Source organism: Methylorubrum podarium, assembly GCF_040270385.1.
GTDB lineage: Bacteria > Pseudomonadota > Alphaproteobacteria > Rhizobiales > Beijerinckiaceae > Methylobacterium > Methylobacterium podarium.
Window position 1 is genome coordinate 40,809 of record NZ_JBELQE010000017.1, and the last position, 14,009, is coordinate 54,817.

Consider the following 14,009-nt stretch of genomic DNA (forward strand, 5'->3'; position numbering starts at 1 on the left):
ACACCGCGGGGCTCTTCGCCAAGGCGTCTTCCCGCCGATCCGACGCCGTCGCCGCCGGTCCGCACGAATCGAAAAGGCGACGAACGATCGTCGTCTCCTTTCGGCAACAGAAACGCCAACTCTAGGGATATGAAGGGGTTAGCGGGCGAGGCTGATTTCCCGCCCCAGAAAAGCCCCTGCGGATGGAGAACAGATCGCCAACCATGGTGAGAATCGGTGCCGGACTCGAAAGAGACAGAGCTTGCAAGCGGGATTCGGCTTTTGTTAACGGTTAAGGAATAGCGTTTCGAAAGTGGGAATGAGGGAGCGTCCGCCGGGGCCGTCGGCGGACGACCGGCGGCGGCTTGTCTCAAGCGCCCCGAAACGGCCTGTCCGGTGGGGATCACGATGCGCGTACTTCTGATCGAGGACGACAGCGCGACGGCGCAGAGCATCGAATTGATGCTCAAGTCCGAGAACTTCAACACCTACACGACCGACCTCGGCGAAGAGGGCGTCGATCTCGGCAAGCTCTACGATTACGACATCATCCTTCTGGATCTGAACCTGCCCGACATGTCGGGCTACGAGGTGCTGCGCAGCCTGCGCGTCGCCAAGGTGAAGACCCCGATCCTGATCCTGTCGGGCATGGCCGGCATCGAGGACAAGGTGAAGGGCCTCGGCTTCGGCGCCGACGACTACCTCACCAAGCCGTTCCACAAGGACGAGCTGGTGGCGCGCATCCACGCCATCGTGCGCCGCTCGAAGGGCCATGCCCAGTCGGTCATCACCACCGGCGACCTGATCGTGAACCTCGACCAGAAGACCGTCGAGGTCTCCGGCTCGCGGGTGCACCTCACCGGCAAGGAGTACCAGATGCTGGAACTCCTCTCGCTGCGGAAGGGCACGACGCTCACCAAGGAGATGTTCCTCAACCATCTCTACGGCGGCATGGACGAGCCGGAACTGAAGATCATCGACGTGTTCATCTGCAAGCTGCGCAAGAAGCTGGCGAACGCGTCCGAGGGCAAGAACTACATCGAGACCGTGTGGGGCCGCGGCTACGTGCTGCGCGAGCCGGTCGAGGGCGAGGACCGCATGGCGGTCTGATCCGCTCCGGCCTTCGAACGCTCCCGAACCCCGCTCCGGCGGGGTTCTTTCGTTCGGAGAGCATCACCCCGGACGGTCGCCGCCGGCTTAAGGTCCGACGATCCGGGGGACGAGGGCCTGGACGAGGGTCCGGGCGTTGCGCGAGGCGGTGGCGGCATCGCCGGCCAGGGAGCGGATCGTCAGGAGATCGCCGTCGCGCAGGACGATTGCCGTCGCCCCCGACATCGAGCCCATCCGGTAGAGGCTGATCCACCCGACCGCCGGCGCCACGGACAGGCCGGTGAGCCGGCATTCCGGATCGCGTTGCCGACAGAGCGCCTCCAGGCTGGCGATCGGCGTCTCCCCCGAGCGCACCCGCCCCTCCGTGCCGTCGGCCTGCCGGCCGAGCAGAACGTCGATCATCGGGCTGCCCTCGCACGCGGCGCAGAGGAGCGTCAGCCGGGCGGCCTCGGCTCGGGCGGCGAAACGGCCGCCGAGGGCGGATTTCGCCGCGGGTTCGAGCCCGGTGAGATCGCGGAGGGCGAACCCCTCGGCCCGCGCCGAAACGGGCGCGAGGCCGACAAGGAGGGCGACGGCCGATCCCCGGATCATGCCTCGGATCATGCGCCGCTTCCCTCTCTCACCCGTTGGCTCCGGCTCAGGCCGGCTCCTCGCGGAAATAGGGCTCGACCGTGCCCTTGAGCTTCACCGTCATCGGGTTGCCGGACCGGTCGAGCGCCTTGCCCGCGGAGAGGCGGACCCAGCCCTCGCTGACGCAGTATTCCTCGACATTGGTCTTCTCGACGCCCTTGAAGCGGATGCCGACGCCGCGGGCGAGGACCGCCTCATCATAGTGGGGGCTGTTCGGGTTCACCGAGAGGCGGTCGGGGGGCGTGTCGGACATGAATCGTGGCTTCCTGGCGATCGAGCGGGCCGGTTACGGCAATCGCGGCGGTCCCGCAACTTCGCGCTCGGCCCTCGCCGCGGCGATCAGTTCCTCCACCCGGCCGCTCTGCAGAAGCGGGATCCACCGCATCACCGTCGGGTGCGGAAAATCCCACCACGCCGTCTCGACCAGGGCTGCGGCGGTCGCCTCGTCGAAGCGGCGGCGCACGAGGCGGGCGGGGTTGCCGGCGACCACCGCGTAGGGCGGCACGTCCCGCGTGACGACGGCGTGGGCGGCGACCACCGCCCCGTCGCCGACGGTGACCCCCGACAGGATCATGCAGCCCGATCCGAGCCAGACGTCGTTGCCGATGGTCACGTCGCCGCGCGAGACGTGGTAGTCCTGAGGCGCGTCCGCTCCGGGCCAGAGCCCGGTCATCGCCGCGAACGGATAGGTCGAGACCCAATCGAGCCGGTGATCGCCGCCGAGGAGAATCTCGACCCGGTCGGCGATGGAACAATACCGGCCGATCGTCAGCCGCCGCCCGGATTCGGGAAAGCGCACCTTCGGCCGGCCGTAAGAGTAGGCGCCGATTAAGAAATTCCAGCGCCGCGCCAGCGTTTCGAGGTGGAGCCGGGTTTCGTTGTGCGGGTTGCGCCCCCGCCTCAGCCGTTGCAACAGATGCCTCAACAGCGTCCCCCGGAAGAAGAGGGTGCGGGCGCGCAAGAACGCGTGAAAGAGGACGGCATCGCCATGGCCGACAATATGTCCGAGGATCTGAAGTCCGGGGCGCTCGTCTACCATCGACTGCCGAAACCCGGAAAGCTCGAGATCCAGGCAACCAAGCCCCTCGGCAACCAGCGCGACCTCGCCCTCGCCTATTCCCCCGGCGTCGCCGCCGCCTGCATGGCGATCCACGACGACCCGCAGGAGGCCGCCACCCTCACCATCCGCCAGAACCTCGTCGCGGTTCTCTCGAACGGCACCGCGGTTCTCGGCCTCGGCGATATCGGCCCGCTCGCCTCGAAGCCGGTGATGGAGGGCAAGGCGGTCCTGTTCAAGAAGTTCGCCGGGATCGACGTGTTCGACATCGAGGTGAACGAGAAGGAGGTCGACAAGCTGGTGGACGTGGTCTGCTCGCTCGAGCCGACCTTCGGCGGCATCAACCTCGAAGACATCAAGGCGCCCGAGTGCTTCGAGGTCGAGGAGCGCTGCCGCGAGCGGATGAACATCCCGGTCTTCCACGACGACCAGCACGGCACGGCGATCATCGTCGCGGCCGCCGTGCTCAACGCGCTGGAACTCGCCGGCAAGGACCTCTCCGACGCCAAGATCGTCACCTCGGGCGCCGGCGCGGCGGCGCTCGCCTGCCTCAACCTGCTGGTCTCCCTCGGCGCCCGGCGCGAGAACATCACCGTCACCGACATCAAGGGCGTGGTCTTCAAGGGCCGGTCCGAGCTGATGGACCGCTGGAAGGAGGTCTACGCGCGGGAGACGGAGGCGCGCACGCTGGCCGAGGTGATCCCCGGCGCCGACGTGTTCATCGGCCTCTCCGCGGGCGGGGTGCTCAAGCCCGAATATCTCGAGAAGATGGCCGAGAAGCCGCTCATCATGGCGCTCGCCAACCCCTATCCCGAGATCATGCCGGACCTCGCCCAGGAGCGCCGGCCCGACGCGATGATCTGCACCGGGCGCTCGGACTTCCCTAATCAGGTCAACAACGTCCTCTGCTTCCCCTACATCTTCCGCGGCGCCCTCGATGTCGGCGCGCACGCGATCAACGAGGAGATGAAGAAGGCCGCCGTGAAGGCGATCGCGGCCCTCGCCCGCGAGGCGCCGTCCGACGTCGTGGCCCGCGCCTATGGCGGCGAGGCCCGGCCCTTCGGCCCCCACTCGCTAATCCCGAGCCCGTTCGACCCGCGCCTGATCCTGCGCATCGCCCCCGCCGTGGCCAAGGCGGCGATGGATTCGGGGGTGGCCGGGCGGCCGGTCGAGAACATCGACGCCTACGCGGAATCGCTCGACCGGTTCGTCCACCGCTCCGGCTTCATCATGAAGCCGCTCTTCTCCAAGGCGAAGGACAACCCCAAGCGCGTCATCTACGCCGAGGGCGAGGACGAGCGGGTGCTGCGCGCCGCCCAGGTGGTGGTCGAGGACCGCGTCGCCCGGCCGATCCTCGTCGGCCGCCCGCGGGTGATCGAGACCCGCATCAAGCGCTTCGGCCTCGACCTCCGGCACGGCGAGCATTTCGACCTGATCGATCCGGAAGACGATCCGCGCTACCGCGACTACGTCTCGACCTATCTCGAGATCGCCGGGCGCCGCGGCATCACCCCGGATCTCGCCCGGACGCTGGTGCGCACCAACAGCACGGTGATCGGCGCGCTCGCCGTGCGCCGCGGCGAGGCGGACGCCCTGATCTGCGGCCTCGAAGGCCGGTTCGAGACGCGGCTGCGCGTCATCCGCGACATCATCGGGCTCTCACCCGAACTGCTCGACTTCGCGGCGATGAGCCTCATCGTCACGAAGAAGGGCGCCTACTTCCTGGCCGACACCCATGTCCGGCAGAATCCCAGCGCGGAGGAAGTGGCCGACGTCGCAATCGCCTGCGCCGGCCATGTCGGCCGCTTCGGCCTGACCCCGAAGATCGCGCTGCTGAGCCACTCCGATTTCGGGCAGTCCGACTCGGACTCGGCGAAGAAGATGCGCCGCGCCCTCGAACTGATCCAGGCCCGCGCACCCCACATTCAGGCCGACGGCGAGATGCAGGCGGATTCGGCCCTGTCCGAACTCGTGCGCGACCGGGTGCTGCCGGGCTCGAACTGGAAGGGTGCGGCCAACATCCTGGTCTTCCCGAACCTGGATGCCGCCAACATCGCCTTCCAGTTCGCCAAGGTGCTCGCCGACGCCCTGCCGGTCGGCCCTCTGCTGATCGGCCCGGCCAAGCCGGCGCACATCCTCACGCCCTCCGTGACGGCGCGCGGCATCGTCAACGTTACCGCCGCGGCGGTGGTGGAGGCGCAGGCCGGGGTCACGCAAGGAGCCGTGCAAGGGGCGGCACCGGAGGCCGAGCCGGGCGCGGGCCCGCTGTCGGAGTAGCCAATCACGCGACGAAGCCCGCCCCCGAGCCGAGCGAGGGGGCGGAGCTCAAGCTTGGCTGTCATTTTGCATGCGGTTTCCGCGCGCTGAACGCCCGTGGAGTCCGCAATGTGCCTTGGTGACGACCCGACCTGTGCCGCCTTCGCCGAGCATCGGCTGCGCTACCGGCGCGACATGGAGCCGGAGCGCCGTGCCTTCCTGAAGAGCGGCTTCGTCGCCACCGGCGGGGCCGCCGCCCTCGCCGCGGGCGGGCTCTCGCTGGTGAGCCCGGCCCTGGCGCAGAGCAGCGGGAGCCGGCTGAAGCAGACGGCGCACTACCACCTGCCGGCCAACGCCGAGACCGTGCACTGGGGCTACTTCTCGAAATCCCTCAAACCCCAGGTCGAGATCGCCTCGGGCGATTTCGTCACCATCGAGACCCTGACCCACCACGCCAACGACGATGCCGAGCGCATGGTGACCGGGGATCCGGGTGCCGAGAGCGTCTTCCTCTGGACCAAGGAGAAGAAGGGCGTGGCGCGTCGCGGCGCCGGGCCGGAGGATTCGAAGCTCGGCCCCGGCGGCGGGCTCGGCGTCCATATCTGCACCGGCCCGGTGGCGATCCGCGGGGCGGAGCCCGGCGACGTGCTGGAGGTGCGCATCCTCGACGTGGCGCCGCGCGCTTGCGCCAACCCGAAATTCAAGGGCCGGACCTTCGGCAGCAACGCGGCGGCGTGGTGGGGCTACCACTACAACGACATGCTGGGGGGCAAGAAGCGCGAGGTCGTCACCATCTACGAGGTCGACTCATCCGGCGAGCGCGACTGGGCCAAGGCCGTCTACAGCTTTCCCTGGCCGGGGGTGACCGATCCGGACGGCCGCGACCACCCGACCATCGACTATCCGGGCCTGCCCGTCGATCACACCCGGACGAAGCGCAGCTTCGACGTGCTCAAGGGCATCCGCGTGCCGATCCGCCCGCATTTCGGCACGATGGGCGTGGCGCCGGCCGAGGCCGAGATGGTGAACTCGATTCCGCCGAGCTACACCGGCGGCAACATCGACAATTGGCGCATCGGCAAGGGCGCGACGATGTACTACCCCGTCGCCGTGCCGGGGGCCCTGTTCTCGGTGGGCGACCCCCACGCGAGCCAGGGCGATTCCGAACTCTGCGGCACGGCGATCGAGTGCTCGCTCACCGGCACCTTCCAGTTCATCCTGCACAAGAAGGCGGATCTCGCCGGCACCTCGCTGGAGGCCCTCGACTTCCCGATGATCGAGACCAGCGAGGATTGGGTGCTCTCCGGCTTCAGCTACCCGAACTACCTCAAGGACCTCGGGGCCGACGCGCAGAACGCGATCTTCCAGAAATCCTCCATCGACCTCGCCATGCGGGACGCCTTCCGCAAGATGCGGCAGTTCCTGATGCAGGCGAAGGGTCTGACCGAGGACGAGGCGATCTCGCTGATGTCGGTGGCGGTCGATTTCGGCATCACCCAGGTGGTCGACGGCAACTGGGGCGTCCACGCCATCGTCAAGAAGGCGATCTTTTCGGAGCGGCCGGCCTGACGCGGTGTCCGGTTGATTCCTTCGGCATGAGCCTGGCATTTCCCCTCCCCCTTGTGGGGAGGGGTTCGGGGTGGGGGTGGTGCAGACGGCACCGCCGCGCTCGAACCGGCACTGCCCCCACCGCCTCTCTCCTCCCCACAAGGGGGGAGGAGAGAGGCAGCGGCCGAAGCGATCCGGGACGCGACCTCTCCGGATGGGCCGCGCCGGATCACGCCGCCGGCCACCCCTCCCCTTTCGCCAGCGACCGCGCGGAGAAATGGCCGCCGGGGAACACGGCCGCGACGCCGGGCCGCTTGAGGCGCAGGTCCCAGGCCCGCAGCTCCGCATAGCGCAGGGTGATGGTCCGGCCATCGTCCGAGCGGGAGACGAAGCAGCGCTCGAAGGCGAGGAGCTGAGTCGGCATCGGCGGGTGCGGGCCGGCGCCCGTGTCGATCTCCAGGGCGAGCGCCGCCTGCCTCCCCGCCTCGAAGGCGCGGAACGCGTCGAGCAGGGCGTCGTACTCGACGCCGTCTACGCAGAGCTGGAGGCAGAAGCGGGGCGCGAACGCCGCGCCGCGGTCGAGAGGGCTTTGGCGCAGCAGCGTCAGGGCGAAGCGCCCGCCCTCGGCCTCGGGCAGGGTGACGTTGTGATCCTCCGCCACGCCGTCGAGCGCCCGCAGGCGGTCGGGCTCGATCGGCGAGGGCGCCGCCTCGCGGCCCTCCGCCCGCCCGTCGGTGCGGAAATGCAGGAGCGGGTTGATTCCGGCCGCGACCACGTCGGGGTAGCGGGCGAGATAGAGGCTGGTGCTGAAGCCGGGGCTCGGATCGAGGCCCTGCGCGGCGCCGACCTGCTGGTAGTGGCGCAGGGGGTCGAGCCGGGTCCGGCCGCTCTGGCGGCGGTAGAAGGCGGTGTCGAAATCCGCGCTCGGATTGCGGTCCCGCCGGGCGCCGAACCACGCGTAGTGCAGGAACGGGTCGAGGCCGCTGCGCGCCACGCCCGGATTGCGCTCGCGGTAATAGGCGGCATCGAACAGCTTCGGGACGCGGCCGATCACGGCGCGGCGCAGGAGGCCGCTGGCGAGGCCGACGAGGCGGGCGGCGGGCGACGCGCTCATGCCACCACCTGCGCCTCGCACAACGCCCGGATCGCCCCGGCGAAGGCGTCGGCGTCGCAATCCGCGGCGATCTTTCGGCTGCCCTCGTCGCGAACGGCGTCCCACAGGGCGGGATCCTGGTGGAGCACCACCAGCGCCTCGGCGAAGGGCCTCGGATCGCGCCAGTCGCGCACGAGGAAGCCGGCACCGTCCGCCCAGCCGACCTGATCGGCGAGGATCGGCGTGACGACGCAGGGCAGCCCCCGCGCCACCGCCTCGTGCACCTTGTGGGGGATGCCGGCGGCAAAGCGCGTCGGTGCCAGGAACACGCGGGCGGCGTCGAGATAGGGCTCGGTCAGCGGCACCCGGCCGGTCACCTGCACCCCCGCCTGCTGCGCGTAGCGTTCCCGGATCTCCGGCGCGATCCCGCCGACGATGGTCAGCACCGCCTCCGGCAACGCCGCGCGGACGAGGGGCCAAACGTTATCGAAGAACCAGTCGAGGGAATCGACGTTGGGCTGACCCTCGCGGGCGAGTGCGCCGACGAAGACGAAGCCGGAGCGTCCGGAAAAGCCCGGCGTCGGCGCCTCGGGGCGGGCCAGGGCATGGCCGAGCACGGTGGCGTTGCAGGCGCTGTAGCGGGCGAGCACCCGCGCCTCGGCGGGCGAGACGCAGACTACCGCGTCGGCGAGGCCGAACAGCCGCGTCTCGCGCTCGGCCTGCCACGCGAGGTCGGCGGCGGTCGCGCTGCCCGCGGTGGCGGCCTCCGTCACGAAGTCGCGCAGCGCGAACAGGGCTTCCGAGTCGAAGATCACCTTGGAGCGCACGAAGCCGCGCGGGTCGAGCCCGGCGGCGTGCAATGCCTGGGTGACGAACAGGATGTTGTGCGGCCGGCTGACCCAGAGCACGTCGTAATGGTCGCGCCGCTCCGCGATCAGGCGGGCGAAGCCGTCGTCGCCGCTGGCGTAGCCGATCTCGATGCGCTCATCGAGGTCGCGGTAGCGCCGCGCCTCCTCCGGATCCGCCTCGTAGTTCGGGAAGAAGGTCACCGCGTAGCCCAGCCCCGCCATGGCGTTGAGGATGGCGTTGGCCCGCGGCAGGCCGGCGCCGAGATCGAGATGCGGCACCCGGTCGTCGACGTAGAGCACCCGCAGGCGCCAGGGATCGTGGTCGAGGAGGCCTCCTCCCCGCGGCTGCGGCCCCTGCGCGAACAGGCTCGCGCGATGACGGTCGAGAAAGCGGGCACGGTTGCGGTCGAGCAGCGCCTCCACCTCCTCGCGGCGGGCGCTGGTGGCGTTCTCGTAGTGGATCGCGGTGGCCCGCGGCTGCACGATGACGCGACGCCCGGCCTGATGGCAGCGCAGGCAGAGGTCGGTGTCCTCGAAATAGGCCGGGGCGAAGAGCGGGTCGAAGCCGCCGAGGCTCTCGAACAGGGCCCGCTCGATCATCAGCACGGCGCCCGAGACGTAGCCGACGTCGCGGGTCGCGGCGTGCTCGGGGGCGAAGGGGTCGGCCTTGCCGCGGCCGTGCGGGTGGGTGAGCTGCGCGTCGTCGCGAAAGCCGGCGCCGGATTCCTGCAGCACGCCGCCGGGGAAGACGAGCCGGGCGCCGACGATGCCGGCGCCCGCGTGATCGCGGAAGGTCGCGACCATCGCCGCCAGCGCGCCGGGCAGGAGATCGACATCGGGATTGAGGAAGAGAATGAAGCGTCCCCGCGCCCGCGCCGCGCCGGCGTTGCAGGCGGGCCCGAAGCCGGTGTTGGTGTCGTTCTCGATCAGAGTCACCCCGTCGAGATGCGGGTAGAGGGCGCGGGTCTCCGGCGCGGAGGCGTTGTCGACCAGCACGACCTCGAAGGTGACGCCCGCGAGGGCCTGGCTCGCGCAGAGGCGAAAGAGGGTGAGCGCCAGGAGGTGGCGGGCATCGCGGGCGACGATGACGATGGAGACGTCCGGATCGGGCTGCGGCGCGAAGGCGAGGCGCACGCCGTTGCGCCGGATCGCCTCGAAGATCAGCGCGGCCTCGGCGAGCGCCGCGCGGCGGCCGATGCCGGGATCGACGGTGTCGAGCAGGGGAACGGCGGGGGTCTCGCTCATGGGCGGGGCGCTTCCTCCGACAAGGTGATCCGCCCGATCCCGTCATCGGTGAGGAACAGGAGGCACCCGCCCGCCGGGAGCAGGGACGCCCCGCGGAAGGACAGGCTCGCCGGAAGCGGCGCGGGCAGGCGCCCGGTGCGGTCGGCGTAGGCGTGGATTTCGCGGCGGTGGAGCGGCGTGACCCGCTCCGGGCGCAGTTCGCAGGCATCCTCGCCGGCGATCAGGAAGGCGGCCGCCGGATGGGTGCCGTTCACGAGCACGCCGGGCAACAGCGTCGCGATCTCGATGCGATCCCCCGCGCAGCCGACGATCCGGCCTTCCGTCTCCCAGTCGGCCTGGATGCCCGCGAAGGCGCGGGCCAGGACGGCGCGGGCTTCGGGCGGCAGCTTCCGGTCGCGCACCCATTCGGGCGAGAGGGCGACGTCGAGCGCGCCGAGATCCGGCGCCGCGCCCTCCGCCCCTGGCTCGGTGCGGGCGAACCAGCGCCGCCGCAGCGGTGTGTAGACCGCCGCCGCGCCATGGCCGGGGCGCCGCTCGGTGGCGACGAGCACGCCGAGATCGGGGTCGGCGGCCAGCAGGGAGCGGGCGGAGGTTTCGCAAGTGAGGACGAGGCCGCCGCCTCGGACCGCGCTCGTCCCCTCCCCCTTGCGGGGAGGGGTTCGGGGCGGGGGCGGCTCAGGATGCGGCGGAGCAGTGCCGTCGGCGCCACCCCCGCCTCTTGCCTCCTCCCCACAAGGGGGAGGAGAACTGCCCCGTCCTTCCCTCAACAGCCCGATCAACTCCGCCTCCGCCGCCATCGCCGCCTCGGCGTAGCGCGTGAACAGCGCCTCGCTCGCCCACGTCAGCCGTGCCAGCGCGTCCCGATCCCCCGCGACCGCCAGAACGGCCTCCTTCACCGCCTCCGCGTTGCGGCAGCGATGGGCCGCCTCCATCGGCTCGAACCCTTCGAGGCCGATCTCGGTGCCGATCACGGGGCGGCCGAAGGAGAGCGCCTCGCCGACCTTCATCTTGAGCCCGGAGCCCATCAGCATCGGCGCCACGACGACGTCGGCCTGGGCGTAGAAATCCTCGAGCCGGTCGAGATAGCCGAGCAGCCGCACGCCCGGCCCCTCGACGCCGGGCAGGCTGCGGCAGATCTCGCCGGCGATGACGAGTTCGGGCCGATCCGGCGTCCAGCCGTCGCGCCACGTGCGGATGAAGCGGCCGATGGAGAAGAGATTCGGGTCGTTGCCGTGGCCGAGGAAGCCGATCCGAGCGACCCGCTCCGGCACGGAGAACGGTTTTTGGGCCGGGAAATGCGGCGGCAGCAGCAGGACGCGGCTGTCGGTCAGCCCCGCGAAGTAGCCGGCTTCCGCCGCCTGGATCGCCAGCACGACGTCGGCGCGGGCGAGCCCCGCCGCCTCGCTGGCCGCGTCGGTGTAGAAAAAGTTCGGCTCGGCGCGGAACGGCCGGTACTGGTTCTGGCGCCCGGCGAAGCGGTCGTGGGTGTCGATGAGCGTCAACACGCCCGGCGGCACCCGCTCCAGGGCGCGCGACAGGAAGACGTAGTTCACGAGAGCCGCGCCGGTCTCGGGGTAGGCGGAAAAGTACCACGCCACGAAGTCCCCGACCTCGTCGGGGCACCATTCGTCGATGCCGAACGCGTTGGCGCGCGTCTTGAGCGGGATGACGGTCCGCGCCTCGATCAGGAAGACGTTCCGGAAGGTCCGCTCCATTCCCAAACAATCGGTCGGCGGGTGCTGGCCGAAGCGGCGGTAGATCTGATCCTCGTGGGCGTAATAGGCGAGATCGATGGCGAAGCCGCCGCGGGTCAGCGCCTCGCAGGTGGCCACCAAGCGGCGCCGGTTGCCGGCGCTCACGGGGGCCGCGGGCATCGGCGCGAGCACGAGGATCGCGGGTTTTTCCGTGAGCGCTTCCGGCATCACGAGGCCCCGACGGTCAGCGCGGTGAAGCCGTGGGCGTGGAGCGCGAACGAGCGCTCCGGCCGGCCCTCGGGCGCCGCGCCCCAGAGCGGTTCGAGGGTGAGCCGCTGACGCGGGTGCCGGCCGAAGCGCAGCTGCGCCTCGACGACCCGGGCACAGCCCCAGCCGGCGCGGGTGCGGAACAGCAGGCCGTGCGGGATCGCGGTGCCGCCGAGCGTCCAGCCGCCCGCCTCGTCGGCGAGATCCGGCGCGTCCTCGGCAACCGGCAAGGCAGCGACCGCCGCCTCGACGAGGCCGAACAGGCGCCCGAGCGGGACGAGACCGGAGGCGCCGGCCGAGAGCAGCGCGCGGGCGAGCAGGCTCCGCTCGGCCGCCCCGAGGGCATCGACCGCCGAGCGTTCGGGCCGAATGGCGAGATCGCGGAAGTGGGTGGCGAGGGTCAGGCCGCCGCCGAGGGCGCCATCGTCCGCGTCGAGCGCCAGGAGGCCGACCGGCCCCTCCCCTGCCCCCGCCTCGAGTCCGGCCAGGACCCAGGTCACGAGCCGAACGCCGTCGGGGCTGGCGACCTGCAGCGGGATCGGCAGCGAGGGCGGCAGGGGGAAGCGGAGCACGAAGGCGCCGGGCGCGGCCTCGATCAGGCGGCCGGGGACAGGTTCGGTCATCGGCCGTGTCCCTGCCCGCTTTTGGGGCGTCGCGCGCTCCCCTCCCCCTTGTGGGGAGGGGTAGGGGTGGGGGTGGTGCAGTCGGCACCGCGGAGCTTCATCCGGCACCACCCCCACCTCCCGCCTCCTCCCCACAAGGGGGAGGAGAGGCCCGTGCCACGACGAACACGCGGACAGCATCGGAACGGCGGCCCCTGAACTCGTGATCCAACAGGGCAGGCTCATTAGAAGAAGGCCGGCAGGGTGGCGCAGGCGGTGTCAAGGGGATGCCTCTCACGCCGCCGCCAGCGCCGACAGGATCCGCGCCCAGGAGCGCGTGCCCTTGTGGAAGCTCGTCAGCTCGTACTTCTCGTTGGGCGAGTGGATGCGGTCGTCGTCGAGGCCGAAGCCGATCAGCAGGGTGTCGAGGCCGAGGAGGCGCTTGAAGTCGCCGACGATCGGGATCGAGCCGCCGGCGCCCACCGCCACAGCCTCCCGGCCCCACTCGGCCGCGAGCGCCGCTTGCGCCGCCGCGAGCTGCGGCATGTCGTAGGGGAGGGCCACCGCCCGGGAGCCCTTGTAGCAGATCACCTCCACCGAGCAGTCGGCGGGCACGCGCTCGCGCACGAACGCCTCGAAGGTCCTGGAAAGCTGGTCCGGATCCTGGTCGTCCACGAGGCGGAACGAGACCTTCGCGGATGCCTGAGAGGCGATGACGGTCTTGGTCCCCTCGCCGGTGTAGCCGCCGATGATGCCGTTGACGTCGCAGGCCGGGCGCGACTGGATCAGCTCGATCGGCAGGCGCCCGCGCTCGCCCGCCGGTTGTTTCAGGCCGATCGGCCCCAGAAACTTCTCGGGCGTCAGGCCGAGCGAGCGCCACTGCTCCAGCAATTCGGGCGGGGGCTCGCGCACGCCGTCGTAGAAGCCCGGCAGGGTCACGCGGCCGTCCGCGTCGTGCAGGTCGGCGATGATCCGCGACAGGACGTGGATCGGGTTCGCCGCGGCACCGCCGAAGAAGCCGGAATGGAGGTCGCGGTCGGCGCAGGTCACCTTGATTTCGTAGTAGGCGAGCCCGCGCAGCGAGGTGGTGATCTGCGGGGTCTCACGGTCCCACATGCCGGTGTCGCAGACGAGCGCGACGTCGGCCTTCAGCCGCTCGCGGTTGGCCTCGACCCATTCGGGAAGCCCCTGCGAGCCGTTCTCCTCGGCGCCCTCGATCAGGATGGTGACGCCGACCGGCAGGTCGCCGTTCATCGCGAGATGCGCCCGGCACGCCTCGACGAAGGTCATGACCTGACCCTTGTCGTCGGACGCGCCGCGGGCGACGATCTTCTTCGAATCGCCCGTCTCGTCGATCCGCGGCTCGAAGGGCGGCGTCGTCCAGAGGTCCAGCGGATCGACCGGCTGCACGTCGTAATGGCCGTAGAACAGCACGTGCGGCGCCCCCGGCTTGGGGCGATGCGCCAGCACGACGGGATGCAGCGAGGTCTCCTCGACGCTGGTCTCGAACCCGAGCGCGGTCAGGTTGCCCTCGAGCCAGCGCGCCGCCTCGCGGCAATGCCCGGCATAGGCCGAATCGGTCGAGATCGAGGGAATGCGCAGCCACGCGAACAGCCGCTCCAGGCTGTTGTCCAGATCGCGGTCGATGTCGTTCAGGACGGGGTCGAGTGCGTCGGCCAT

Annotated in this window: 11 protein-coding genes; 3 read left to right on the forward strand and 8 right to left on the reverse strand. The window is 70.6% G+C overall.

Going from position 1 to position 14,009, the window contains the following annotated elements:
- The first annotated feature begins 387 nt into the window (after positions 1–387).
- Entirely contained in the window at positions 388–1,089 is a 702-nt protein-coding gene (gene ctrA, locus ABS772_RS02240; RefSeq protein ID WP_012452681.1) for a response regulator transcription factor CtrA, read from the forward strand.
- Between the two features lie 87 nt (positions 1,090–1,176).
- Here ctrA and ABS772_RS02245 read toward each other — a convergent pair whose 3' ends face one another.
- Genes ABS772_RS02245 through ABS772_RS02255 form a run of 3 tightly spaced genes read right to left on the reverse strand, consistent with a single transcriptional unit; the run spans position 1,177 to position 2,632 of the window.
- Entirely contained in the window at positions 1,177–1,680 is a 504-nt protein-coding gene (locus ABS772_RS02245; protein ID WP_350391910.1) for a hypothetical protein, read from the reverse strand.
- Between the two features lie 46 nt (positions 1,681–1,726).
- On the reverse strand, positions 1,727–1,972 hold the full coding sequence (locus ABS772_RS02250) for a DUF3297 family protein (protein WP_350391912.1): 246 nt from the start codon (positions 1,970–1,972) through the stop codon (positions 1,727–1,729).
- A 33-nt stretch (positions 1,973–2,005) separates the two neighbouring features.
- The gene (locus ABS772_RS02255; RefSeq protein WP_350391914.1) at positions 2,006–2,632 is read right to left on the reverse strand and encodes a CatB-related O-acetyltransferase; all 627 of its coding nucleotides are present in this window, start codon (positions 2,630–2,632) and stop codon (positions 2,006–2,008) included.
- Between the two features lie 75 nt (positions 2,633–2,707).
- On the opposite strand from ABS772_RS02255, the gene ABS772_RS02260 reads away from it, so the two are divergent.
- Both ABS772_RS02260 and ABS772_RS02265 read left to right on the forward strand, forming a co-directional pair.
- Positions 2,708–5,053, forward strand: coding sequence for an NADP-dependent malic enzyme (locus ABS772_RS02260; RefSeq protein WP_238257445.1), 2,346 nt, complete (start codon positions 2,708–2,710; stop codon positions 5,051–5,053).
- Between the two features lie 108 nt (positions 5,054–5,161).
- Positions 5,162–6,601, forward strand: coding sequence for an acetamidase/formamidase family protein (locus ABS772_RS02265; protein WP_350391916.1), 1,440 nt, complete (start codon positions 5,162–5,164; stop codon positions 6,599–6,601).
- A 208-nt stretch (positions 6,602–6,809) separates the two neighbouring features.
- Here the strand turns inward: ABS772_RS02265 and ABS772_RS02270 are convergent, their stop codons facing one another.
- From ABS772_RS02270 to ABS772_RS02290, 5 genes are all read right to left on the reverse strand, one after another.
- Positions 6,810–7,694, reverse strand: coding sequence for a hypothetical protein (locus tag ABS772_RS02270; RefSeq protein ID WP_350391917.1), 885 nt, complete (start codon positions 7,692–7,694; stop codon positions 6,810–6,812).
- Positions 7,691–9,766 carry a glycosyltransferase gene (locus tag ABS772_RS02275; protein WP_350391918.1) on the reverse strand — a complete coding sequence of 692 codons (2,076 nt, stop codon included), beginning with the start codon at positions 9,764–9,766 and terminating at the stop codon, positions 7,691–7,693. Before ABS772_RS02275 ends, ABS772_RS02270 begins: the two co-directional genes overlap by 4 nt.
- Positions 9,763–11,688: a glycosyltransferase gene (locus ABS772_RS02280; protein ID WP_350391919.1), complete on the reverse strand. Its 1,926-nt coding sequence runs from the start codon at positions 11,686–11,688 to the stop codon at positions 9,763–9,765. Before ABS772_RS02280 ends, ABS772_RS02275 begins: the two co-directional genes overlap by 4 nt.
- Positions 11,688–12,350, reverse strand: coding sequence for a hypothetical protein (locus ABS772_RS02285; RefSeq protein WP_350391920.1), 663 nt, complete (start codon positions 12,348–12,350; stop codon positions 11,688–11,690). Before ABS772_RS02285 ends, ABS772_RS02280 begins: the two co-directional genes overlap by 1 nt.
- Positions 12,351–12,623: 273 nt before the next feature.
- Positions 12,624–14,009 (reverse strand): dipeptidase, encoded by a 1,386-nt coding sequence (locus ABS772_RS02290; protein WP_350391921.1) that lies wholly within the window; start codon positions 14,007–14,009, stop codon positions 12,624–12,626.

Coding starts and splice junctions, on each gene's coding strand:
- ctrA (WP_012452681.1), top strand. CDS start 388: ATGCGCGTACTTCTGATCGAGGACGACAGCGCGACGGCGCAGAGCATC.
- ABS772_RS02245 (WP_350391910.1), bottom strand. CDS start 1,680: ATGATCCGGGGATCGGCCGTCGCCCTCCTTGTCGGCCTCGCGCCCGTT.
- ABS772_RS02250 (WP_350391912.1), bottom strand. CDS start 1,972: ATGTCCGACACGCCCCCCGACCGCCTCTCGGTGAACCCGAACAGCCCC.
- ABS772_RS02260 (WP_238257445.1), top strand. CDS start 2,708: ATGGCCGACAATATGTCCGAGGATCTGAAGTCCGGGGCGCTCGTCTAC.
- ABS772_RS02265 (WP_350391916.1), top strand. CDS start 5,162: ATGTGCCTTGGTGACGACCCGACCTGTGCCGCCTTCGCCGAGCATCGG.
- ABS772_RS02270 (WP_350391917.1), bottom strand. CDS start 7,694: ATGAGCGCGTCGCCCGCCGCCCGCCTCGTCGGCCTCGCCAGCGGCCTC.
- ABS772_RS02275 (WP_350391918.1), bottom strand. CDS start 9,766: ATGAGCGAGACCCCCGCCGTTCCCCTGCTCGACACCGTCGATCCCGGC.
- ABS772_RS02280 (WP_350391919.1), bottom strand. CDS start 11,688: ATGCCGGAAGCGCTCACGGAAAAACCCGCGATCCTCGTGCTCGCGCCG.
- ABS772_RS02285 (WP_350391920.1), bottom strand. CDS start 12,350: ATGACCGAACCTGTCCCCGGCCGCCTGATCGAGGCCGCGCCCGGCGCC.
- ABS772_RS02290 (WP_350391921.1), bottom strand. CDS start 14,009: ATGGCCGACGCACTCGACCCCGTCCTGAACGACATCGACCGCGATCTG.